We start from the raw sequence: 21,537 nt of genomic DNA on the forward strand, positions 1-21,537 counted from the left end.
GCCTGAAGAGTGAAGGAATTATCCCAAAGAAAAAGGGGCGCACTATTTGCGCCCCTTGGGTATTTAGCGTTTGGGTTTAAAACGCAGCAGTCGGTTGGCGTTACTGACCACGGTAATGGAGGACAGCGCCATAGCCGCGCCCGCCACCACCGGACTGAGCAGGGTGCCGGTCAACGGATACAGTACCCCGGCGGCAATCGGGATGCCGAGCGTGTTGTAAACAAAGGCTCCCAGCAGGTTCTGCTTCATATTGCGCAATGTGGCTTTAGACAGCTCAAGCGCATCGGCGACGCCGTTCAGGCTGTGGCGCATCAGGGTGATGGCGGCAGTCTCAATGGCGATATCGCTGCCGCCTCCCATGGCAATGCCGACATCGGCCTGCGCCAGCGCCGGCGCGTCGTTGATACCGTCGCCGATCATGGCTACGCGGTGACCCTGCGCCTGCAGCTGTTTGATCGCTTCGGCTTTGCCCTCCGGCAACACGCCGGCAATCACCCGGTCGATACCGGCCTCTTTGGCAATGGCGTTGGCGGTCACCGGGTTGTCGCCGGTTAACATCACCAACTGATAGCCCTGACGGTGCAAGCGCTGTAGCGCTTCAACGCTGTCGCGGCGCAGCGGATCACGGATGGCGAACAGCGCGGCCGGCTTACCCTCGACGGCCAGCAGCACCGGCGTAATGCCACGCTCTGCCTGTTGCTGCATCTGTGTGTCCAGCTCGGCGGTGGCCACCTGATGCTGTTGTAATAACGCAGCATTGCCCAGCAGCAACTTCATGCCGTCCACTTCGCCGCTAACGCCTGCACCGCGCAGAGTACGGAACTGCTCAACATGCGGCAGCGCTTGTCCTTCGGCGTGATCAACGATGGCACGGGCCAGCGGGTGGCTGGCGCCCTGTTCCAATGCGGCAGCCCAGCGCAGTGCCTGCTGCTCGCTCACCTGGTTAAACGTGAGGATTTCTACCACCCGCGGCTGACCTTCGGTCAGGGTGCCGGTTTTATCAAACACCAGGGTGTCGAGTTGGCTTGCCTGCTGCAAGGCATCGGCATCACGTACCAACACGCCAAATTCGGCGGCGCGGCCCACTCCGGAGATGATCGACATCGGCGTCGCCAAACCCAGTGCGCAAGGGCAGGCGATGATCAAGACCGTGGTGGCGATCACCAGCGTATAAACCAGCTGCGGTTGCGGGCCAAAGAAATACCAGATTGCGGCGCTGAACAGGGCGATAGCCACTACCGTCGGGACGAATACCGCAGAAATGCGATCCGCCAGCTTGCCGATCTCAGGCTTACTGCTCTGCGCCTGACGCACCAGCTTGATGATGCGTGCCAGGGTGGTTTTGCTGCCGATAGCGCCGGCACGGAATAGCACACTGCCGTCATCGACCACCGTCCCGGCATGTACGGTATCACCCACGCTTTTTTGTTGCGGCACCGCCTCGCCGGTCAGCATTGCTTCATCCAGCCAGACTTCACCCTGAATTATCTCACCGTCTACCGGGATACGATCGCCGGTCGTCAGCCGCAGCGTCATGCCGAGCTGCACCTGCGCCAACGGGATGCTTTTCTCGCCATCGTCGGTCACCAGGCGCGCCGTCGGCGGCGTCAGATCCAACAGCCGTTCCAGCGCCTGTGATGAGCGCTGGCGAGCGCGTTGTTCCAGCGCATGGCCCAGGTTTATCAGACCGATGATCATTGCGCTGGCTTCGTAGTACAGATGCCGCGCCGCCATCGGAAAGAAATCCGGCCACAGGTTGACGCTGATTGAGTACAGCCAGGCGGCACCGGTGCCCAGTGCGACCAGGGTGTCCATGGTGGCGCTGCCGTTCATCAGCGCGCGCCAGGCATTACGATAGAAATGCCCGCCGGCGAACACCATCACCGCCAGCGTGAGCAGGCCGACCAGCAGCCACGGACGCTGAGTTTCCGGCGTCAGTGACATGCTGCCACCAAACAGCCCCCAGGCCATCAAGGGAATACCCAGCGCCAGGCCAAGCGCGGCTTGCCAGCGAAAACGCTTCATATTGGCCTGCGCAGTTTGCTGTTGGCGCTCGCGGCGTTCGGTTTCGTCCTGGATCATTTCTGCGCCGTAACCGGCTTTCTCGACCGCCGCGACCAGCGCTTGCGGATCGGCGCTGCCGGTGATCAGCGCGCTGCGTTCCGCCAGATTGACGCGCGCCTGATCTACACCGGATACGCTTTGTAGTGCATTTTGCACTTTACTGACGCAGCTGGCGCAGCTCATGCCACTGAGCAAAAGCTGCACGCTGTCATCATCATCGCCATTAGAGGTTGCCGGAAGGGGAGACGAGGCCGTTGCCTGGGTTTCCGGCAATACAGGGACTGATTCAGTCAACGGCTCAGTTTTTGGGGAGGTAGCGGCTCCGGCAAGGCTGGCGTGATAACCCGCGTCTTCAACTGCGGCGATCAACGCCTCGGAAGCGGCGTCACCGTAAACCTTGGCGCTGTCGATACTGACGTCGGCGGCAATCACCCCCGGCACCGCTTCCAGCGCTTTGCGGGTGCTGGCAGCGCAGTGCATGCAGCTCAGACCGTTCAACTGCAGCTCGGTATCCGGCTGTTGCGCCACGGCGGCCTGATAGCCGGCAGCGACTACGCTGTCGATCAGCGCCTGGCTCGACGCCTCGCCAGTGACTTTGGCATAGTGGACATTGACCTCTGCCTGTTCGACATCTTCGCGGCTTTCCAGGGCTTTTTTCACCCGCTGCGCGCAGTTCATGCAGGTCAGCCCCTGCAATGCCAGCACTGTGGTTTGTGACATGATTCGATTCCTCGCTCAGGTGCGGTGTTTAAAGGTTGACCGCTTAGCCTATTTTCACTAAGAATGGAGTCTAAACCTTCCAGCAAGGGGAAGGTCAAGGGGGATAAATGAATATCAGCGACGTGGCGAAAAAAACCGGTTTAACCAGCAAGGCAATCCGCTTCTATGAAGAGAAAGGGCTGGTTACCGCGCCGATCCGCACCGATAACGGCTACCGCAGCTACAGCCCGAAGCACATTGAGGAGCTGACGTTGCTGCGTCAGGCGCGGCAGGTGGGGTTTAACCTGGACGAATGCGGCGAACTGGTGGCGTTGTTCAACGATCCGGCTCGTCACAGCGCCGATGTGAAAGCACGCACCCTGCAAAAAGTGGCGGACATTGAAAAACACATCGCCGAGTTGGGTGAGATGCGCCAGCGTTTACTGGCGCTGGCGGATCAGTGCCCGGGGGATGACGGAGCAGAGTGCCCGATCATTAATAACCTGGCAGGGTGTTGCCACAACCATTAACGAATAACGGCGCGGATCACCAGCGTTATGCCTTCGACGGCGATCACTTCCACCTCGGTGCCCACCGCCAGATCGTCACTGGCCTGCGCACGCCAACTGCTGTCGCCGATGTTAATGCGCCCCATGCCGTTGTGCATGGGTTCCGTCAGCGTGGCGCGGGTGCCAATCAGCTGGCGGTTGCGCTGGTTCAGTACCTGCGAACCGCTGGAGGCCGCCGCCGGACGTTGGCGCAGCCAATACCACCACAGGTAGGCCACCACCACGGTCAGCACGGCAAAAATCACCCCCTGCCATTCCCAGGCCAACTGCGGCAACAACCAGACAATCGCGCCGACCACCACCGCAGATACGCCGCTCCATAACAGGTAGCCGCTGGCGCCGAGCATTTCGGCCGCCAGCAGCAGCCCGCCAAGGGAGAGCCAGAACCAGTGCGGGTTTGCTGCAATTTGTTCGAGCATGATTACTTGCCTTTGGTGTCTTTCAACAGCTCGGCAATGCCACCAATTGAACCGAGCAGGCTGCTGGCATCCAGCGGCATCATGATGACTTTACTGTTATTGGCGGAGCCGATCTTCTGCAGCGCATCGGTGTATTTCTGCGCCACAAAGTAGTTCACCGCCTGGATATTGCCACTGGCGATAGCATCGGACACCAGTTGAGTCGCACGAGCTTCGGCTTCCGCGGCACGTTCACGGGCTTCCGCCTGCAGGAACGCAGACTGACGCTCACCTTCCGCCTTGAGGATTTGCGACTGTTTGTCGCCTTCGGCACGCAGGATAGCAGCCTGACGTACGCCTTCAGCCTCCAGAATATCCGCACGCTTGGTTCGCTCGGCCTTCATCTGGGCGTTCATTGCCGAGATTAACTCTGCCGGTGGACGTACGTCACGGATCTCGATACGGGTGATTTTAATGCCCCAGGGGTTGGTGGCCTCATCGACAATGTGCAGCAGGCGGCTGTTGATGCTGTCACGCTGCGAGAGAATTTCGTCCAGCTCCATCGAGCCGAGCACGGTACGGAAGTTGGTCATGGTCAGGTTGACGATCGCCAGTTCCAGGTTGCTGACCTCATAAGCGGCACGGGCCGGATCCACCACCTGGATAAAACACACCGCATCGATGGCCACATTGGCGTTATCGCGCGAGATGATTTCCTGAGATGGAATATCCAGTACCTGTTCCATCATATTGATTTTTCTGCCGATGCGGTCCATAAAAGGCACCACCAGGTTTAAACCGGGCATCAGCGTTTTGGTGTAGCGGCCGAAGCGTTCCACCGTCCATTGGAACCCCTGCGGAACAATTTTGACGCCGGCAAATACGATGATTAGCGCGACGACAATCACGATGGGAATAAGGGTAAACATGGCAAACCTCCTGTCGGACATATGTAAACGAATATTACGCCAGCTACCGTGCAAAGACTAATAAATCAGGGGCGTTGTGCCATTAACATTCCAAATTGGCATGTTTCTAATAATTTTAATTCATTTCATGACGTTGTCCGCCTTGGCTAGAGTAAAAAGCATTGCCGTTTTTCACTTCAAATATTTGTCATTTATATTTGCGACTATGCTTTTTGAAATGACATCTAGCGCCAAGGATTGTTATGGACTCAATCAGTGTTGATGAACTCGCCCCGAAAAAAGATCGTTGGTATCGCATTGTGGAGGAATTGTTGTCCTCCGCCGATGTAGCCATCAACGGCAACCGCGCCTGCGATATCAAGGTACATAATCCGGCGTTGTTTAAACGCATTTTGCAGGAGGGATCGCTCGGGTTCGGCGAAAGCTACATGGATGGCTGGTGGGACTGTGAGCGACTGGATGTGCTATTTACCCGCATTCTGCAGGCGGGCGTCGATGAGCGTTTGCCTAAAAACCTGAGCGACATTGCGCGCATCGCCTATGCCCGGCTGTTTAACCGTCAGTCGCGTAAACGCGCCTGGCAGGTGGGTAAGGAGCATTACGATATCGGTAACGATCTGTTCCGCGCGATGCTCGATCCCTATATGCAATATTCCTGCGGCTATTGGAAAGACGCTGACACGCTGGAGCAGGCGCAGCAGGCCAAGTTGAAAATGATCTGCGAGAAGTTGCAGTTGAAACCCGGTATGTCACTGCTGGATATCGGCTGTGGCTGGGGCGGATTGGCTCAATATGCGGCAGAAAACTACGGCGTGTCCGTGTATGGCGTGACGATTTCCGCCGAACAGAAAAAGCTGGCGCAGGAACGCTGCCAGGGATTAGACGTGGAGATACAACTGCAGGATTATCGCGATCTTGACCGTCAGTTTGACCGCATTGTCTCCGTCGGCATGTTCGAACACGTGGGGCCGAAGAACTACGACACGTATTTCCGCGTAGCAGCGCGCAACCTCAAGCCCGATGGGCTGTTCCTGCTGCACACCATAGGTGCCAATCAAACCAATTTGCACGTCGACGCCTGGATAGACAAATACATTTTCCCCAACGGCTGCCTGCCATCGGTACGGCATATTTCCGAGGCCAGCGAAGGACGTTTTGTGATGGAGGATTGGCACAATATCGGCGCCGATTACGATCGAACGCTGATGGCCTGGTATGAGAATTTCAAACGGGCGTGGCCGCAGCTGGCCGAAGAGTATTCCGAGCGGTTCGAGCGGATGTTCACCTATTACCTGAATGCCTGCGCCGGCGCGTTCCGTGCACGGGATATTCAGCTATGGCAGGTGTTGTTCAGCCCGAAGGGGGTGGACGGTGGGGTTCGTGTTTACCGCTGATATCCCCTTCGTCTTTCCAGCCACATCGTTGTTGGCTGCACGCTCGAGCCCTGGTCACTTAGTTATCTAAGCTCCCAGGGCTTCTCGCGTTTGCCGCCTAGATGTGGCGGGAAATCCATTGGGGATCTGTCCCAAATAACTAAGGCCATACCCTAAATAATTGGAGTTGCATCACGGCGGCAAGTTTGTAAGTCCCCAGGAGCTTACTTAAGTAAGTGACTGGGGTGAGCAAACGCAGCCAACACAGATGCAGCTTCAAGTATGACGGGTATTAATACAGTAATGAATACAACTGACGGCGGTACTTAGCTGCTAATGCGTCGCCGGTGCCCAACGCGGCCAGAATATCCATCAGCGTCTTGCGCGCGTTGCCATTGGCGGCGGCGAGATCTTTATTCAGATGCCCCATCAGCAGCTCCAACGCTTCTTCGTTGCGCCCGACCTGATGCAGTTGCAGCGCCAGCTGCACGGCTAAATCGACGTTCTCCGGTTGCTGTTCCACCTGCTGTTGCAACTGTTGAATTTCCGGCGTGTCGGCAGCCTGCTTCAGCAGCTCAATCTGCGCCACCAGACCCTGATAACGGGTATCACGATCCTGCAGCGGAATGGTCGCCAGCACGGTTTCGGCATCTTCAGTGCGGTTCAGCGCTATCTGGGTTTCTGCCAGTGTCAGGCCAATATCGCTGCGTTGCTGGCTGGCTTGCCAGGCGTCTTTCAACAGCGGTAACGCCTCAGTGGCATTGCCTTCGGCCAGCAATTCAGTCGCCTGCGCCAGCTTCAAATCTTCTTCTTTAGGCAGGAAACGCTGCAGGAATTCGCGGATCATCTCTTCCGGCTGCGGGCCCTGGAATCCGTCGACCGGTTGGCCGTCTTTGAACAGGTACACCGTCGGCAAAGAACGCAGGCCAAACTGGGCCGCGATGGCCTGTTCGGCGTCGCAATCCACTTTTGCCAGCACGAACTGACCGGCATATTCCGCCGCCAGTTTGTCCAGTATCGGGGTGAGCTGCAGACAGTGTTGGCTGCGATCCGACCAGAAGTAGAACACCACCGGCAGGGACATTGACTGTTCCAGCGTCTGGTGCAGGTTAGTTTCGTTAATATCAACAACAGCTTGAGCTAGCATGTATTTTCTCTCTGATCTTGCGGAGCCATTGGCTTTTAAATGGGGGCGGAGTGGCGTTCTTCAACCCCGCCGGCCCAATTAACCGTTGCTGCGCAGCAGCCAGTCCAGGCAGCGGCCCGGCAGGATGCGACGCAATACGCTGAGCGCGTGCGCCAGCAGGGTCACCGGGTAACGCAGTTTAGCCCTTGGACTTTCCAGCGCGTGGCGCAATTTGGGCAAAATGGCTTCCGGCGGCAGCGTCAGGCGCTTGGCAATACCGGGGTTATGCACCGGTTTGTCGCTCTGCGCCTGATTGACGTTCTGGGTAAAGTGGGTGGAGATGGGGCCGGGCTCAATCAGACTGACCTGAATGCCGGTACCGTGCAGCTCCATGCGCAGAGCATCGGACCAGGCTTCCAGCGCAAACTTGCTGGCGGCATAGGCACCGCGTCCGGCGCTGGAAACCAACCCCATCACCGAACTGGTCTGAATAATGCGCCCCTCGCCGTGCGGCAGCATCGCCGGCAACAGCAACTGGGTTAACTGATGGGTGCCAAACAGGTTGGTGGCGAATTGGCGTTCCAGCTGCTGGCGCGAAATGCTGCTCAGCGGTCCATAAACACCAAAGCCGCCGTTGTTGAACAGGCCGTACAGCCGATTGCCGGTCAGTTCGATCACCTGTGCGGCGGCACGTTCGACGCTGTCGCTGTCGTCCAGATCCAGCTCAATGCCTTCCAGCCCAAGCTGGCGCATGTTTTCCACGTCCTGCGGTTTGCGGCAGGCGGCCAGCACGCGGTAGCCACGGTTACGCAGATCCTGTGCCGCAATCAATCCAATCCCGCTGGAACAGCCGGTTATCAACACTGCTTTTTGCATAACTTTACCTAGTGTACAACGCTATTTAGTTAGACTCATGTTTTACTAGAGGTTCCAGACGTTCCGCCATCCAGGTGGCGATAAACGGTTGGGCATCCTTATTGGGATGCAATCCGTCATCCTGCATCCATTCCGCTTTTACCACCACCTGTTCCATATAGAACGGCAGCAGCGGAATGTTGAACTGTTTGGCCAACTGAGGGTAAACCGCGCTGAAGGCCTCGGTATAACGGCGGCCATAGTTGGGCGGGATGCGGATCTGCATCAGCAGCGGCTGTGCGCCGGCCTGCTGTACCAAGGTGATGATTTGGCCGAGATCGCGCTGCAGGTCCTTTGCCGGGAAACCTCGCAGACCATCGTTGGCGCCCAATTCAATCAGCACCCAGCGCGGCTGGTGCTGTTTTAGCAATTCGGGCAAGCGGGCCAGCCCCTGTGCAGCGGTGTCGCCGCTGATACTGGCGTTGACCAGTTGCGGATCGCCCGGCTTTTTCTGCCATTGATCGGCCAACAGCGTCGGCCAGGCCTGCGCCACCGGCAAGCGATAACCGGCGCTTAAACTGTCGCCTAAAATCAACAGGGTATCGGCGGCGACAGCGCGTAAACTGAATAATCCCAACAGCAAAAGGAAGGGAAGATGCCAGCGGAAAACGTTCTTGAAGTTCATCATCTTAGTAAACACGTTGGTCAGGGTGAGCATCAGCTCTCCATCCTTACCGGAGTCGAGCTGGTTGTCAAACCCGCGCAGACAATTGCCCTGATTGGCGAGTCCGGTTCGGGCAAGTCAACGCTGCTGGGGATCCTCGCCGGGCTGGACGACGGCAGCGAAGGGGAGGTGCATTTGTTGGGCGAATCGCTGACCGCGCTGGACGAAGAGGGCCGCGCCGCGCTGCGTGCCAAAAATGTCGGCTTTGTATTTCAATCATTTATGCTGGTACCGACGCTCAATGCGCTGGAAAACGTGCAGTTGCCGGCGCTCCTGCGCGGTGAAAGTGACCGCCAGAGCCGTGAGCAGGCGGTGCAACTGTTGGAACAGTTGGGTTTGGGCAAGCGCCTTGATCATTTGCCGGCGCAGCTCTCCGGTGGCGAACAGCAGCGGGTGGCGCTGGCGCGGGCGTTTAGCGGGCGGCCACGGGTGCTGTTCGCCGATGAGCCGACCGGCAATCTCGATCGCCAGACCGGCGAGCGCATCGCCGATTTGCTGTTTTCACTCAACCGCGATTTCTCCACCACCTTAATCCTGGTCACCCATGATGAAACCCTGGCGGCGCGCTGCCAGCGGCGGCTGCGCCTGCGCGAAGGCAAGCTGTGGGAGGAAGCATGATCTGGCGCTGGTTCTGGCGCGAGTGGCGCTCGCCGTCGCTGCTGATCGTTTGGCTGGCGCTGACGCTGTCGATGGCCTGCGTACTGGCATTGGGCAGCATCAGCGATCGTATGGACAAGGGCCTGAGCCAACAGAGCCGCGATTTTATCGCCGGTGACCGTGTGCTGCGCAGCGCCCGGCCGGTACCGGAAGGCTGGCTGCTGGATGCGCAGCAGCAGGGGCTGAAGGTCAGCCGGCAGCTGTCGTTCACCACCATGACCTACGCCGGAGACCGGCCGCAATTGGCGGACGTGAAGGCCACCGATCTGGCCTATCCGCTGTACGGCAAGCTGGAGACCCGTCCGGCTAATGCCAAGCTGACGCCGGGCAGCGTATTGGTCGCACCGCGTTTGCTGGCGCTGTTGAACGTAAAGGTGGGCGATACGTTGGACGTGGGCGACACCCAACTGCGGATTGCCGGTGAAATCATTCAGGAGCCGGATTCCGGCTTTAACCCGTTCCAGACCGCGCCGCGTATCATGATCAATCTGGCGGATGTGGATAAAACCGGGGCTGTGCAGCCAGGCAGTCGCCTGACCTACCGTTATATGTTTGCCGGAGCTGCGCAGGATATTCAGCGTTACGAAGATCGCCTGACGCCGCAGCTTGGGCCGGATCAGCGCTGGTTCGGACTGCAGGAATCCGGCAGCGCATTAGGCAAATCGCTGCAGCGTTCGCAGCAGTTCTTGCTGTTGTCCGCATTGCTGACTTTGCTGCTGTCGATTGCCGCCGTAGCGGTGGCGATGAGCCACTATTGCCGCAGTCGTTACGATCTGATCGCGGTGCTGAAAACGCTGGGTGCCGGTCGTAGTGCGTTGCGTAAGCTGATTGTCGGCCAGTGGCTGGCGGTGATCCTGCTGGCTGCGGTATGCGGGGGGATTATCGGGTTGGGATTTGAGGCGGTGTTGATCCGCCTGCTGGCTCCGGTGTTGCCGGGGGAGCTGCCTGCCGCCGGGACCTGGCCGTGGCTGTGGGCGATCGGCGCGTTGCTGATGATTTCGCTGCTGGTGGGGCTGCGGCCATACCGGCAGCTGTTGGCGACTCAGCCGCTGCGGGTGCTGCGCCGCGATGTGGTGGCTAACGTCTGGCGGCTGCGCTACTTCCTGCCGGTGACGGCGGTGATTGTGGTAGCGTTGCTGACCGCGCTGATGGGCGCCAGCACGCTGCTGTGGTCGATCCTGGCCGGTATTCTGGTGCTGGCCTTGCTGTTGGGCGCTATCGGTTGGGGCAGCCTGCTGCTGCTGCGCCGTATTACGCTTAAAAACCTGGCGCTGCGTCTGGCGGTTAACCGTCTGTTGCATCAGCCTTGGGTGACGGTGAGCCAACTGGCGGCCTTTTCGCTGTCGTTTATGCTGTTGGCGTTATTGCTGGTGTTGCGTGGCGATCTGCTCGAGCGCTGGCAGCAACAACTGCCGCCGGACAGCCCAAACTACTTCCTGTTGAACCTGACCGAAGCGCAGGTGCCGCAGGTGAAGACTTTCCTGCAACAGCATCAAATTGCACCTGAGACCTACTATCCGATTGTCCGTGTTCGCCTGACCGAGATTAACCAGCAGGTGGCGACCGAACGGGTGCACGAGGACGATCCGGGCGGTGAAGCGGTGAATCGCGAACTGAACCTGACCTGGCTGGCGGATTTGCCGGCGCACAATCCTTTGCTGGCGGGCAGTTGGCCGCCTAAGACCGGCGAAGTGTCGATGGATCAGGGTATTGCCGGGCGGCTCAAGATCAAGCTGGGCGATACGCTGACCTTCAGTGGCGATACCCAGTCGTTCAGCGCCAAGGTGACCAGCCTGCGGCAGGTGGATTGGGAAAGTCTGAAGCCGAACTTTTACTTTATCTTCCCGCCGGGTGCACTGGACGGTCAGCCGCAAACCTGGCTCACCAGTTTCCGCTATGACGGGGACGGCCAGATGTTAACCCAGCTCAACCGTCAGTTCCCGACGCTCAGCCTGCTGGATATCGGCTCGATCCTCAAACAGGTGAGCGGCGTGCTGCAGCAGGTCAGCCGTGCACTGGAAGTGATGGTGGTGCTGGTGGTGTTGTGTGGCGGCCTGTTGCTGATGGCTCAGGTGCAGGTGGGGATGCGTCAGCGACGTCAGGAGTTGGTGGTGTATCGCACGCTGGGCGCAGGCAAGCGCCTGTTGCGCAGTACGCTGTGGTGTGAATTTGCCCTGCTGGGGCTGGTGGCGGGCATCGCCGCTGCGGTGGGCGCCGAGGCGGCACTGTGGCTGTTGCAAAGCCAGGTGTTTGACTTCCCGTGGGCACCGACACCGGTGCTGTGGTGGGCACTGCCGTTGCTCAGCGCGCTGTTGCTGTCGCTGTGTGGCGGTTGGCTGGGCGTGCGTTTGCTACGTGGTCAGGCGCTGTTCCGCAGCTACGACGGCTAGTTCCTTCAGGTTATCGACCGGCCCATTGTCAGGGGCCGGTCGACGTTACTCTCCGCACGACCCGTTTCTCGTTAACACTACCGCTTTCAATCCCTGCCTCGATCTGTCGGCCATCCTCTTGGCCGAACTCTGTGTGAAATCGGTTACACTCTTCCTTCGGGTTACTCAATTTATTGGGAGCGGTCAAGGTAAAATGATATTGCTGTCACCGCCATATTAGGGCATGAATGCTTATGTTTAGCCTTTAAAATCAGTGGTGAGTGTTGTTTTTAAGGTTGTGTTTCTGTTTTTATCTAAACAAATAATAAATGTAATCGTTTCCACTAATGTGATCGCACTCACTTCTCTCTGGCGAATTGCCTCCTATCATACGGGCAACTTAAGCACGTTATCGTTTGGAGGCTGTATGAGTACTACCGTCAAAGTGTCGGCGGCTGAAAAGAGCCAGAGCAATGCAGGGATGACTTTTTTCGTCTGTTTTCTGGCCGCACTGGCTGGGTTGCTATTCGGTCTGGATATCGGGGTTATTGCGGGTGCTCTGCCGTTTATCACCGACTCGTTTAACATCACCAGCTCCCAGCAGGAGTGGGTGGTCAGCTCAATGATGTTTGGGGCGGCGGTTGGCGCCGTGGGCAGTGGCTGGATGAACTTCCGTATCGGGCGTAAATACAGCCTGATGATTGGCGCCGTGTTGTTTGTCGTCGGTTCACTGTGCTCAGCCGCGGCTCCCAACGTGGAAATCTTGCTGATTTCTCGCGTGCTGCTTGGACTGGCGGTGGGGGTGGCTTCTTATACCGCGCCGATTTATCTGTCTGAAATTGCCCCGGAGAAAATTCGCGGCAGCATGATCTCGATGTATCAGTTGATGATTACCATCGGCATTCTGGCGGCCTACCTGTCGGATACCGCATTCAGCTATACCGGCGCCTGGCGCTGGATGCTGGGCGTGATCACCATCCCTGCGGTATTGCTGTTGATCGGCGTGTTCTTCTTGCCGGATAGCCCGCGCTGGCTGGCTTCGCGCAATCGCCATGAGCAGGCGCGCCAGGTATTGGAAAAGCTGCGTGATACCAGCGCTCAGGCGCAGCACGAACTGAATGAAATTCGCGAAAGCCTTAAGCTGAAACAGAGCGGCTGGGCGCTGTTTAAAGACAATAAAAACTTCCGCCGCGCCGTGTTCCTTGGCGTCCTGCTGCAGGTGATGCAACAGTTCACCGGGATGAACGTCATCATGTACTACGCACCGAAAATTTTTGGCCTGGCGGGCTTTGCCAGTACCGCACAGCAGATGTGGGGGACGGTGGTTGTCGGCCTGGTTAACGTGCTGGCGACCTTTATTGCCATCGGGTTGGTTGACCGCTGGGGGCGCAAACCGACGCTGACGCTGGGCTTTGTCGTCATGGCGGTGGGCATGGGCGCGCTGGGGACCATGATGAATGTGGGCATGACCTCGCCGGCCGAGCAATACTTTGCCATCATCATGCTGCTGATGTTTATTGTCGGTTTTGCCATGAGCGCCGGCCCGCTGATTTGGGTGCTGTGTTCAGAGATCCAGCCGCTGAAAGGCCGCGATTTTGGCATAACCTGTTCTACTGCCACCAACTGGATTGCCAACATGATCGTCGGGGCGACGTTCTTGACCATGCTCAATTCGCTGGGTAGCGCGCACACTTTCTGGGTGTACGCAGCGCTTAACCTGGTATTTATCTTCATCACGCTGGCGTTGATTCCGGAAACCAAAAATATCTCGCTGGAGCATATCGAACGCAATCTGATGGCCGGTAAACCGTTACGCAATATTGGTTCGCGCTAGCCGACAGGCTGGGCATAGGATATTCGTTCAGGCATCTGGCGTTAACGCCAGATGCTGACGACAGGAGGATATTATGGCGATTTTGGTGACCGGCGGTGCCGGATACATTGGTTCGCACACCGTATTGGCGCTGCTGGAACGGGGTGAAGATGTGGTGGTGCTGGACAATTTGGTCAATGCGTCTGAAGAGTCCTTGCGACGCGTAGCGCAGCTGACGGGCAAAGCCGCAAAGTTCTATCGGGGTGATATACAGGACGCAGGCTGCTTGCAGCGGATCTTTAACGAGCAGCAGATTGCTTCGGTGATCCACTTCGCCGGTCTGAAAGCGGTAGGGGAGTCGACCCAGAAACCCCTGGAGTATTATCAAAACAACGTGACGGGCACGTTGGTCCTGCTGGAAGCGATGCGTCAGGCCGGCGTTCACCGGTTTATCTTTAGCTCCTCCGCCACGGTGTACGGTGAAAATGCGCCGGTGCCTTATCGCGAGGATATGCCGATTGGCGGCACTACCAGCCCTTACGGTACCTCAAAATGGATGGTGGAGCAGATCCTGCAGGATTTTGCCAAGGCCGAACCGGCATTTTCGATTATCGCGCTACGCTACTTCAACCCGGTAGGCGCCCATGAGTCGGGGCTGATTGGTGAAGATCCCAGCGGCATTCCCAATAACCTGCTGCCGTATATCGCGCAGGTCGCTATTGGCCAGCGTGAAAGCCTGAGCGTGTTCGGCGGCGATTACCCGACCAAAGACGGCACCGGCGTGCGTGATTACATTCACGTGATGGATGTTGCTCAGGGCCACCTGGCGGCGATGGACCACTTAAAACTGATCGCCGGTTTCAAAGCCTATAATTTGGGCTCTGGGGTAGGGTATTCGGTGTTGGAAATGGTGCAGGCGTTTGAGAAAGCCTCGGGGGTAACCATTCCCTACCAGATTTTACCGCGCCGTGCGGGCGATCTGCCTGCCTTCTGGGCCGATGCCAGCCTGGCGAAACAGGAGCTGGGCTGGCAAGTGCAACGCGGCCTTGATCTGATGATGCGCGATACCTGGAACTGGCAAAGTAAAAACCCGCAGGGCTACCGCCAATAGTTTTTCATCGACAGTAAAAAAGGGTTCAGCTTGCTGAACCCTTTGTTTTTAGTGCGACGTAACGCTTAAGCCAGCTTTTGTTGCGCCCAGGCCAAACCGCTTTGGTATTCGGCCGGTAACAGCGGCGCCAAAGCCTGCAATGCCTGTTGCAACGCACCGGCGTCGGGATCGTTCAGGTTGAGATGCCCAACCTTGCGGCCCTCGCGCACCTCTTTCTCGTACCAGTGCAGATGCACCAGCGGTAACGCCAGCCACTGCTGATTTACCGCGGTACCGATCAGGTTGACCATCACCGACGGGGTGCTCACGACCGGCTTCGGCAGCGGCAGGGCGAGAATGGCACGCAGGTGCAGTTCGAACTGGCTGATAGACGCGCCGTTTTGCGTCCAGTGGCCGCTGTTGTGTACCCGAGGCGCCAGTTCGTTAATCAACAGACGATCGCCAACGATAAAACACTCCATCGCCATGACGCCGACGTAGTTCAGTTCATCAAGGATCGCCGTCAGCATCTGTTCAGCTTGCTGTTGCAGCGCAGGATTGGGCAGCGGCAACGCCACGCTGGTGCGCAGAATGCCTTCTTCATGCAGGTTATGGGTCAGCGGATAGAACACCGATTTACCGTCGTGTCCGCGTGCGCCGACCAATGAGACCTCGCCGGAGAAGTTAATCCCCTGTTCGACGATGCATTCGCCATAGGCATCGGCCGGCAGTTCGGCTTCCTGACCTGGGCGCAGACGCCACTGACCCCGGCCGTCGTAACCGCCGACGCGACGTTTAACGATAGCCAGTTCGCCCAGGGTCGCGAAAACCTGCGGCCACTCGGCGACGTCGGTCAGCAACTGCCAGGGGGCAGTGGCCAGGCCGAGCTGATCGAGTAACTGTTTTTGCGTCAGGCGGTCCGCCAGACGGGGGAAAATATCGCGGTTAACGAAGCTGTTGTGGGTCGCCAGCTCACGCGTCAGCGCGGTTTCCGGCCAACGCTCGATTTCGGCGGTGATCACGCTGTTTTGATAAGGTACCGCTTCCGGCTCAGCGTCGAGGCCAACCGGATAGACGGCGATCCCCAGCGGCTCACCGGCCTGGCGCAGCATACGCCCCAGTTGACCGTTACCCAGTACGCAAACCGGCTTCATGCTTCCTCCCGCGGGTCCGGGTTATTCAGCACCTCGTCAGTCTGCGCCTGACGCCAATCGGCCAGGCGTTGCGCCAACTCAGCGTCATGCAACGCCAGAATTTGCGCTGCCAGCAGTGCAGCATTGGCGGCGCCGGCCTTGCCGATCGCCAGGGTGCCTACCGGAATACCGCGCGGCATTTGCACGATGGAATACAGGCTGTCCACGCCGCTCAAGGCAGCGCTTTGCACCGGCACACCCAGCACCGGCACCAGGGTTTTCGCCGCCAGCATGCCCGGCAGGTGCGCAGCACCGCCCGCACCGGCAATGATCACGTCAATACCCTTGGCGCTTGCCTGTTCGGCAAAGCTGAACAGCTTGTCTGGCGTGCGATGAGCGGAAACGACTTCGACATGGAACGGGACGTCGAGTGAGGTCAGGACTTCGGCCGCAAACTGCATGGTGGCCCAGTCACTTTTCGATCCCATTACAATTGCGATTTTAACCTCAGCGTGAGTGGCTGAAGCGGCGTTGGCTCCCATGGGTGTAAGGCTCCTGTAATTGTACAAACGACGGCCGATTGCCTGCGGCGGGAGGCCGAATGAGGGCGTAGAGCATACCATGAGCGAACGGCAAGGAAAACGGTTGCGTCGCCGGTTTTGATCGTCAAAAGCGCGAATTTTTATACCCGCGCGTGAAGTCAGAAGCTTAGAAAGGGAATTGGATCAGTTCGACGGCGTCGGCGCTGACTTTGATCATCGAGCCTTCTTCATGCCAGGCACCCAGCACTAAACGGTGAGCTTTGCCGTTGCTCAGCGTCAGCTCATGCACGGCCGGACGATGCGTGTGGCCATGGATCATCCAGTGAACCTGGTGGTTCAGCATGGTTTGCTCAACCGCCTGCGGGTTGACGTCCATGATGGCGTCCGATTTGTATTGGTTGCTTTGCCGGCTGCGGGCACGCATTTTAGCGGCGATCTTAAGGCGCCAGCGTAAAGGCATTGCCAGGAACAATTTTTGAATCAGTGGGTTGTGTACTTTTCGGCGGAACTGTTGGTAGGCCCGATCGTCGGTACACAGCGTGTCACCGTGCAGGATCAGGATTTTGCGGCCATACAGGTCCAGCACCTTTTCTTCCGGCAGCAGTTGCATGCCGCTGGCACGGGCAAAGCGCTTGCCCACCAGAAAATCACGGTTGCCGTGGATAAAGTAGCAGGGCACGCCTGCCTGTTGCAGCGTCTTCAGCGCCGCGGCGATTTCAGCATGCAGCGGTTCGGGATCGTCATCGCCGATCCAGGCTTCGAACAGATCGCCGAGTATGTACAGGGCTTCGGCGTGTATGGCATCTTGCCGCAAAAAACGCAGAAAACCGGCAGTAATTGCCGGTTCCTGTGCGCTTAAGTGCAGATCTGCAATGAACAGCGTGTTCATTCAGCTGCGATTACTCGCTGACGGTAACGCTGGTGACGATCACGTCTTCTACCGGTACGTCCTGGTGCATGCCGCTGCGGCCAGTTTTCACGGCTTTGATCTTGTTAACCACGTCCATGCCTTCAACCACTTCAGCAAACACGCAGTAGCCCCAACCCTGGGCGTTTTCGCCGCGGAAGTTCAGGAAGTCGTTGTCTGCTACGTTGATGAAGAACTGTGCGGTCGCGGAGTGTGGATCGTTGGTACGCGCCATTGCCAGGGTACCGATGGTGTTTTTCAGACCGTTGTTGGCTTCGTTCTTGATGGTGGCTTTGGTGTCTTTCTGGCTCATACCCGGCTCAAAACCGCCGCCCTGAATCATGAAGCCATTGATAACACGGTGGAAAATGGTGTTGTTGTAGAAACCGTCACGGCAGTAGTTCAGGAAGTTTTCAACGGTAACCGGTGCTTTGTCCGCGAAGGTGTTGATAACGATGTCGCCGTGATTAGTGTGGAAAGTAACCATAGTTTTAGTCCTAACAAGATGAAGTGAGATGTCACATGGAGCGAGTGAACTATCAGACCGCCGTTATAACATATCTCCTGTAATGAGTCAGCAGCGGCTAAACCGCGCTCAGGCTGTGGTAAATGGCAATTTGTTATATTATAACATTGGTGGCAATCGCTGATTTATCACCGTTTTCCACCTCTGAGCTCAGCAAAGCGCGGCCTTAACCTTGCATTAGATCAGGCTTCGGGTTTCAATACGCTGCTGGGTGAACAACCTTAACCCTGGTTATCATTTTTGTTATCACGCACACCACGGAATGTCCCGATGCTAAAGATTTTTAATACCCTGAGTCGTCAAAAAGAGGAATTTAAACCCATTCATGCCGGTAAAGTGGGCATGTACGTGTGCGGGGTAACCATCTATGACCTGTGTCATATCGGACATGGGCGTACCTTCGTTGCTTTCGACGTGGTGGCACGTTATCTGCGCTATCTCGGCTACTCGCTGAACTATGTGCGTAACGTCACCGACGTTGACGACAAAATTATCCGCCGCGCGACTGAAAATGGCGAAAGCTGCGATCAACTGACCGCACGCATGCTGGCGGAGATGCACGCCGACTTCGATTCTCTGCTGATCGAACGACCGGACATTGAACCGCGTGCGACCCAGCATATCGCTGAGATTATTGAGATCACCCAGCGCCTGATCGATCGCGATCACGCGTATGTAGCCAGCAACGGCGACGTGATGTTCTCCATCGACAGCGATCCGCAATACGGTTTGCTGTCACGCCAGGATCTGGATCAGCTGCAGGCCGGTGCGCGCGTAGAAATCGACGACGTGAAACGCAACCCGATGGACTTCGTGCTGTGGAAGATGTCCAAGCCGGGCGAACCGAGCTGGGCGTCGCCTTGGGGCGCAGGGCGTCCGGGTTGGCACATTGAATGTTCTGCCATGAACTGCAAGCAGCTTGGCACCCATTTTGATATCCACGGCGGCGGTTCCGATCTGATGTTCCCGCACCACGAGAACGAAATTGCCCAGTCGAGCTGCGCCCATGACGGCCCGTACGTCAATTACTGGATGCACTCCGGTATGGTGATGATCGACAAAGAAAAAATGTCGAAATCCCTGGATAACTTCTTCACTATTCGCGACGTGCTGGGTTACTACGACGCTGAAACCGTGCGTTACTTCCTGATGTCCGGCCACTATCGCAGCCAGTTGAACTACAGCGAAGAGAATCTGAAGCAGGCCCGTACCGCTCTGGAACGCCTGTACACTGCGCTGCGTGGCACAGATGCCAACGCCCAACCGGCCGGCGGCGACGTGTTTGAAGCCCGTTTCCGTGAAGCCATGGACGACGACTTCAACACGCCGGAAGCTTACTCGGCGCTGTTTGATTTGGCGCGTGAGGTTAACCGTCTGAAAGCTGAAGACATGACGGCGGCGAACGGCATGGCTGCAGAACTGCGCAAGCTGGCGAAGGTGCTCGGTCTGCTGCAGCAGGAACCTGAACAGTTTCTGCAGAGCGGCGCACAGGTCGATGATGGTGAAGTGGCGGAGATCGAAGCCTTGATCAAGCAGCGTAACGATGCGCGTAAAGCCAAAGAGTGGGCGTTGGCGGATGCCGCGCGCGATCGCTTGAACGAGATGAACATCGTGCTGGAAGATGGCCCGCAGGGAACCACCTGGCGCCGTAAGTAATCCGCTTTAGGCTACAAACAAAAAAGGCGCTGAGTTAATCTTCAGCGCCTTTTTCTATGGAGCGGGGATTACGGCTTAACTACAACCTTACCGCCGTTAAACTCCACGACCTGATCGGCAACGATTTTGCAGCGTTTGCGCGTTTCGACTTTGCCGTTCACTTTCACCTGCCCATCGGCGATGACTTCTTTGGCGGCACCGCCGCTTTCACACCAGCCCTGGAATTTGAGCAGGTCGCACAGTTCGACGTGCGGGTGATTATCCAGATTAAAAGTTTCCATACTGCCTTACTTATTTAGGTTGAACGTCGTGATATTCCTCGCAGGCCTGCAAGGTATTTTGGATCAGTGTAGCAACGGTCATTGGACCCACGCCACCCGGAACCGGAGTAATGTAGGCGGCGCGTTCGCTTGCGGCGTCAAAATCCACGTCGCCGACCACTTTACCACTTTCCAGACGGTTAATGCCGACGTCCACCACGATAGCGCCAGGTTTTATCCAGTCGCCCGGAATAAAGCCCGGTTTGCCGACCGCCACGACCAGCAGATCGGCGTTTTCAACGTGGTGGCGCAGGTTCTTGGTGAAACGGTGGGTTACGGTGGTGGTGCACCCGGCCAGCAGCAGCTCCATGCTCATTGGGCGGCCGACGATGTTGGACGCGCCAACCACGACGGCATTCAGGCCATAGGTATCGATGTTGTAACGCTCAAGCAGGGTGACGATACCGCGTGGGGTGCAGGGGCGCAGTTTTGGCGCACGTTGGCACAGGCGGCCAACGTTGTACGGATGGAAACCGTCGACGTCTTTATCCGGATGAATACGCTCCAGCACCTTGACGTTGTCGATACCGGCCGGCAGCGGCAGCTGCACTAAAATGCCGTCGATCTCACCGTCGTCGTTCAGCCGATCGATCAGCGCCAGCAGTTCAGCCTCACTGGTGGTGGCAGGCAGATCGTAAGAGCGGGAGAGGAAGCCCACTTCATCACAGGCGCGGCGCTTGCTGGCGACGTAAATCTGTGAGGCGGGGTTCTCGCCAACCAATACGACAGCCAGGCCCGGAGCGCGTTTTCCGGCGGCCAGACGTTGTTTAACTTGCTCAGCCACTTCGTTTCTAACCTGCTGCGCAATCGTTTTACCATCAATAATCTTTGCTGACATCAGTGAGGAAATCCATCAATTAAGAAAAGCGGGGGATGACGCTATTTTGTCAGAAGCGGAGCGCGCTGTCAGGCGCTGAATCGCGATCGACGGTGTTTGCCAGGTGTGATTTACGCTTTTTTTATGCCAACGTCAGGATCCTCTACGCCTTTTTTACCGCTCGCTGCGTAAGCTGTGGCTATTCACACTGAGGACGGGAGTCAAAATCATGATGCTCATTACCCGGTTGCACTTTTTACACCTGCCTGTTGATAGCCAGGCATGCCAACCAAGACACGTGGGGGAAACGGTATTCGATTCGTCCTTGCATCCGGCTGACGTTGCGCAGCTGATTGCCCTGCATCAGCTTGCCGCACACAAAACGCCGCCTTCATGGAGAACGCGCCTGGGCGCATTGTGCCGGAGGCTGCGTGCATGAGAAACATCAAAGGGATGGGTTTTATGCTGCTGGTATGGGGGCCAATGGCGCAGGCTTCGTTAAATGCCGCACCGGTTAGCGCAGCTTTACTGCAGCCGTTATCGGCGGCTTGCAACCCGTTGGCGGCCCAGCATGCCGATTGGGGAAACATCAACGCGATGGTGCGCTCGGCTCGCGTTTGCCTGCAGCGTCCGGCAGAACAGCAACAGTCGGATCGTATGCCAGAACAGGCTGATGCCGGCCTGGTACAGCGTAACAGCAGCCTGTTACCGGACTTAACCCAAGGGAAATGACGCGGTTAACTCAATGCAGGGCGGCGGTAATGACTGAAAATTCATCATAAAGCACGGCTGCTGACGTAACGTCATGAAAAGGCATTGACTCAATGATCTCTGACCGTATAATCCAACCCGCAACTCCCGGTTGCCGCATCCCAATGCGCCCTTAGCTCAGTTGGATAGAGCAACGGCCTTCTAAGCCGTAGGTCACAGGTTCGAGCCCTGTAGGGCGTACCATTAAGAAACAACGACT

Annotated in this window: 21 protein-coding genes and 1 tRNA gene; 10 read left to right on the top strand and 12 right to left on the bottom strand. The window is 57.5% G+C overall.

Features of this window, described 5'->3' with window-relative positions; genetic code table 11:
- Nucleotides 1-63: 63 nt before the first annotated feature.
- Nucleotides 64-2,784, bottom strand: a complete 2,721-nt coding sequence (copA, locus tag M2407_RS00130; protein ID WP_259216467.1) for a copper-exporting P-type ATPase CopA — start codon at nucleotides 2,782-2,784, stop codon at nucleotides 64-66.
- 107 nt (nucleotides 2,785-2,891) lie between these two features.
- Here copA and cueR point away from each other — a divergent pair, with 107 nt between their 5' ends.
- Nucleotides 2,892-3,293: a Cu(I)-responsive transcriptional regulator gene (gene cueR / locus M2407_RS00135; protein ID WP_020825549.1), complete on the top strand. Its 402-nt coding sequence runs from the start codon at nucleotides 2,892-2,894 to the stop codon at nucleotides 3,291-3,293.
- Here the strand turns inward: cueR and M2407_RS00140 are convergent.
- The gene (locus M2407_RS00140; RefSeq protein WP_020825550.1) at nucleotides 3,290-3,751 is read right to left on the bottom strand and encodes an NfeD family protein; all 462 of its coding nucleotides are present in this window, start codon (nucleotides 3,749-3,751) and stop codon (nucleotides 3,290-3,292) included. The two genes, cueR and M2407_RS00140, sit on opposite strands and share 4 nt — an antisense overlap.
- A 2-nt stretch (nucleotides 3,752-3,753) precedes the next feature.
- Nucleotides 3,754-4,659 (bottom strand): SPFH domain-containing protein, encoded by a 906-nt coding sequence (locus M2407_RS00145; protein WP_020825551.1) that lies wholly within the window; start codon nucleotides 4,657-4,659, stop codon nucleotides 3,754-3,756.
- 242 nt (nucleotides 4,660-4,901) lie between these two features.
- Between M2407_RS00145 and cfa the strand changes: the two genes are divergently transcribed.
- Nucleotides 4,902-6,053, top strand: a complete 1,152-nt coding sequence (gene cfa / locus M2407_RS00150) for a cyclopropane fatty acyl phospholipid synthase (protein WP_259216468.1) — start codon at nucleotides 4,902-4,904, stop codon at nucleotides 6,051-6,053.
- A 271-nt stretch (nucleotides 6,054-6,324) separates the two neighbouring features.
- Here the strand turns inward: cfa and M2407_RS00155 are convergent, their stop codons facing one another.
- From M2407_RS00155 to tesA, 3 genes are all read right to left on the bottom strand, one after another.
- Nucleotides 6,325-7,179, bottom strand: coding sequence for a co-chaperone YbbN (locus M2407_RS00155; RefSeq protein ID WP_259216469.1), 855 nt, complete (start codon nucleotides 7,177-7,179; stop codon nucleotides 6,325-6,327).
- 78 nt (nucleotides 7,180-7,257) lie between these two features.
- Nucleotides 7,258-8,034 (bottom strand): SDR family oxidoreductase, encoded by a 777-nt coding sequence (locus M2407_RS00160; protein ID WP_046374326.1) that lies wholly within the window; start codon nucleotides 8,032-8,034, stop codon nucleotides 7,258-7,260.
- Nucleotides 8,035-8,059: 25 nt separating this feature from the next.
- Entirely contained in the window at nucleotides 8,060-8,698 is a 639-nt protein-coding gene (gene tesA / locus M2407_RS00165) for a multifunctional acyl-CoA thioesterase I/protease I/lysophospholipase L1 (RefSeq protein ID WP_259217292.1), read from the bottom strand.
- Between tesA and ybbA the strand changes: the two genes are divergently transcribed.
- From ybbA to galE, 4 genes are all read left to right on the top strand, one after another.
- Complete coding sequence (gene ybbA, locus M2407_RS00170; protein WP_020825556.1) at nucleotides 8,669-9,355, top strand: putative ABC transporter ATP-binding protein YbbA; 687 nt, start codon at nucleotides 8,669-8,671, stop codon at nucleotides 9,353-9,355. The genes tesA and ybbA overlap by 30 nt on opposite strands.
- Nucleotides 9,352-11,784, top strand: coding sequence for a putative ABC transporter permease subunit YbbP (gene ybbP / locus M2407_RS00175; protein ID WP_259216471.1), 2,433 nt, complete (start codon nucleotides 9,352-9,354; stop codon nucleotides 11,782-11,784). The genes ybbA and ybbP overlap by 4 nt, the downstream gene beginning before the upstream one ends.
- 406 nt (nucleotides 11,785-12,190) lie before the next feature.
- Nucleotides 12,191-13,597, top strand: a complete 1,407-nt coding sequence (locus M2407_RS00180) for a sugar porter family MFS transporter (protein WP_130016219.1) — start codon at nucleotides 12,191-12,193, stop codon at nucleotides 13,595-13,597.
- A 73-nt stretch (nucleotides 13,598-13,670) separates the two neighbouring features.
- Nucleotides 13,671-14,687, top strand: coding sequence for a UDP-glucose 4-epimerase GalE (galE, locus tag M2407_RS00185; protein ID WP_142815767.1), 1,017 nt, complete (start codon nucleotides 13,671-13,673; stop codon nucleotides 14,685-14,687).
- A 65-nt stretch (nucleotides 14,688-14,752) separates the two neighbouring features.
- On the opposite strand, the gene purK is transcribed toward galE, so the two are convergent.
- The 4 genes from purK to ppiB all read right to left on the bottom strand — a co-directional run bounded on the left by purK (nucleotide 14,753) and on the right by ppiB (nucleotide 17,735).
- Nucleotides 14,753-15,820 carry a 5-(carboxyamino)imidazole ribonucleotide synthase gene (gene purK / locus M2407_RS00190; RefSeq protein WP_259216472.1) on the bottom strand — a complete coding sequence of 356 codons (1,068 nt, stop codon included), beginning with the start codon at nucleotides 15,818-15,820 and terminating at the stop codon, nucleotides 14,753-14,755.
- Nucleotides 15,817-16,341: a 5-(carboxyamino)imidazole ribonucleotide mutase gene (gene purE, locus M2407_RS00195; protein WP_020825561.1), complete on the bottom strand. Its 525-nt coding sequence runs from the start codon at nucleotides 16,339-16,341 to the stop codon at nucleotides 15,817-15,819. The genes purK and purE overlap by 4 nt, the downstream gene beginning before the upstream one ends.
- A gap of 166 nt (nucleotides 16,342-16,507) precedes the next feature.
- Entirely contained in the window at nucleotides 16,508-17,230 is a 723-nt protein-coding gene (gene lpxH / locus M2407_RS00200) for a UDP-2,3-diacylglucosamine diphosphatase (RefSeq protein WP_020825562.1), read from the bottom strand.
- 10 nt (nucleotides 17,231-17,240) lie between these two features.
- Nucleotides 17,241-17,735, bottom strand: coding sequence for a peptidylprolyl isomerase B (ppiB, locus tag M2407_RS00205; RefSeq protein WP_020825563.1), 495 nt, complete (start codon nucleotides 17,733-17,735; stop codon nucleotides 17,241-17,243).
- 309 nt (nucleotides 17,736-18,044) lie between these two features.
- Between ppiB and cysS the strand changes: the two genes are divergently transcribed.
- Nucleotides 18,045-19,430, top strand: coding sequence for a cysteine--tRNA ligase (cysS, locus tag M2407_RS00210; protein ID WP_259216474.1), 1,386 nt, complete (start codon nucleotides 18,045-18,047; stop codon nucleotides 19,428-19,430).
- A 68-nt stretch (nucleotides 19,431-19,498) separates the two neighbouring features.
- Here cysS and ybcJ read toward each other — a convergent pair whose 3' ends face one another.
- Nucleotides 19,499-19,711, bottom strand: coding sequence for a ribosome-associated protein YbcJ (gene ybcJ, locus M2407_RS00215; protein WP_012005606.1), 213 nt, complete (start codon nucleotides 19,709-19,711; stop codon nucleotides 19,499-19,501).
- A gap of 10 nt (nucleotides 19,712-19,721) precedes the next feature.
- Nucleotides 19,722-20,588, bottom strand: a complete 867-nt coding sequence (gene folD / locus M2407_RS00220; protein ID WP_259216475.1) for a bifunctional methylenetetrahydrofolate dehydrogenase/methenyltetrahydrofolate cyclohydrolase FolD — start codon at nucleotides 20,586-20,588, stop codon at nucleotides 19,722-19,724.
- Nucleotides 20,589-20,796: 208 nt separating this feature from the next.
- Between folD and M2407_RS00225 the strand changes: the two genes are divergently transcribed.
- The 3 genes from M2407_RS00225 to M2407_RS00235 all read left to right on the top strand — a co-directional run bounded on the left by M2407_RS00225 (nucleotide 20,797) and on the right by M2407_RS00235 (nucleotide 21,521).
- On the top strand, nucleotides 20,797-21,006 hold the full coding sequence (locus tag M2407_RS00225) for a hypothetical protein (RefSeq protein ID WP_071844575.1): 210 nt from the start codon (nucleotides 20,797-20,799) through the stop codon (nucleotides 21,004-21,006).
- Complete coding sequence (locus tag M2407_RS00230) at nucleotides 21,003-21,299, top strand: hypothetical protein (RefSeq protein ID WP_128864444.1); 297 nt, start codon at nucleotides 21,003-21,005, stop codon at nucleotides 21,297-21,299. The genes M2407_RS00225 and M2407_RS00230 overlap by 4 nt, the downstream gene beginning before the upstream one ends.
- 145 nt (nucleotides 21,300-21,444) lie before the next feature.
- A tRNA-Arg gene (locus M2407_RS00235) sits at nucleotides 21,445-21,521 on the top strand.
- Nucleotides 21,522-21,537: the final 16 nt, after the last annotated feature.

The organism is Serratia sp. BIGb0234, from assembly GCF_024809915.1.
GTDB classification, from domain to species: Bacteria; Pseudomonadota; Gammaproteobacteria; order Enterobacterales; family Enterobacteriaceae; genus Serratia; species Serratia liquefaciens.

Coding starts and splice junctions, on each gene's coding strand:
- M2407_RS00225 (WP_071844575.1), top strand. CDS start 20,797: ATGATGCTCATTACCCGGTTGCACTTTTTACACCTGCCTGTTGATAGC.
- galE (WP_142815767.1), top strand. CDS start 13,671: ATGGCGATTTTGGTGACCGGCGGTGCCGGATACATTGGTTCGCACACC.
- copA (WP_259216467.1), bottom strand. CDS start 2,784: ATGTCACAAACCACAGTGCTGGCATTGCAGGGGCTGACCTGCATGAAC.
- M2407_RS00230 (WP_128864444.1), top strand. CDS start 21,003: ATGAGAAACATCAAAGGGATGGGTTTTATGCTGCTGGTATGGGGGCCA.
- ybbA (WP_020825556.1), top strand. CDS start 8,669: ATGCCAGCGGAAAACGTTCTTGAAGTTCATCATCTTAGTAAACACGTT.
- M2407_RS00140 (WP_020825550.1), bottom strand. CDS start 3,751: ATGCTCGAACAAATTGCAGCAAACCCGCACTGGTTCTGGCTCTCCCTT.
- purK (WP_259216472.1), bottom strand. CDS start 15,820: ATGAAGCCGGTTTGCGTACTGGGTAACGGTCAACTGGGGCGTATGCTG.
- M2407_RS00155 (WP_259216469.1), bottom strand. CDS start 7,179: ATGCTAGCTCAAGCTGTTGTTGATATTAACGAAACTAACCTGCACCAG.
- cueR (WP_020825549.1), top strand. CDS start 2,892: ATGAATATCAGCGACGTGGCGAAAAAAACCGGTTTAACCAGCAAGGCA.
- M2407_RS00145 (WP_020825551.1), bottom strand. CDS start 4,659: ATGTTTACCCTTATTCCCATCGTGATTGTCGTCGCGCTAATCATCGTA.
- purE (WP_020825561.1), bottom strand. CDS start 16,341: ATGGGAGCCAACGCCGCTTCAGCCACTCACGCTGAGGTTAAAATCGCA.
- tesA (WP_259217292.1), bottom strand. CDS start 8,698: ATGAACTTCAAGAACGTTTTCCGCTGGCATCTTCCCTTCCTTTTGCTG.
- M2407_RS00180 (WP_130016219.1), top strand. CDS start 12,191: ATGAGTACTACCGTCAAAGTGTCGGCGGCTGAAAAGAGCCAGAGCAAT.
- M2407_RS00160 (WP_046374326.1), bottom strand. CDS start 8,034: ATGCAAAAAGCAGTGTTGATAACCGGCTGTTCCAGCGGGATTGGATTG.
- ybbP (WP_259216471.1), top strand. CDS start 9,352: ATGATCTGGCGCTGGTTCTGGCGCGAGTGGCGCTCGCCGTCGCTGCTG.
- folD (WP_259216475.1), bottom strand. CDS start 20,588: ATGTCAGCAAAGATTATTGATGGTAAAACGATTGCGCAGCAGGTTAGA.
- cysS (WP_259216474.1), top strand. CDS start 18,045: ATGCTAAAGATTTTTAATACCCTGAGTCGTCAAAAAGAGGAATTTAAA.
- cfa (WP_259216468.1), top strand. CDS start 4,902: ATGGACTCAATCAGTGTTGATGAACTCGCCCCGAAAAAAGATCGTTGG.
- ybcJ (WP_012005606.1), bottom strand. CDS start 19,711: ATGGAAACTTTTAATCTGGATAATCACCCGCACGTCGAACTGTGCGAC.
- ppiB (WP_020825563.1), bottom strand. CDS start 17,735: ATGGTTACTTTCCACACTAATCACGGCGACATCGTTATCAACACCTTC.
- lpxH (WP_020825562.1), bottom strand. CDS start 17,230: ATGAACACGCTGTTCATTGCAGATCTGCACTTAAGCGCACAGGAACCG.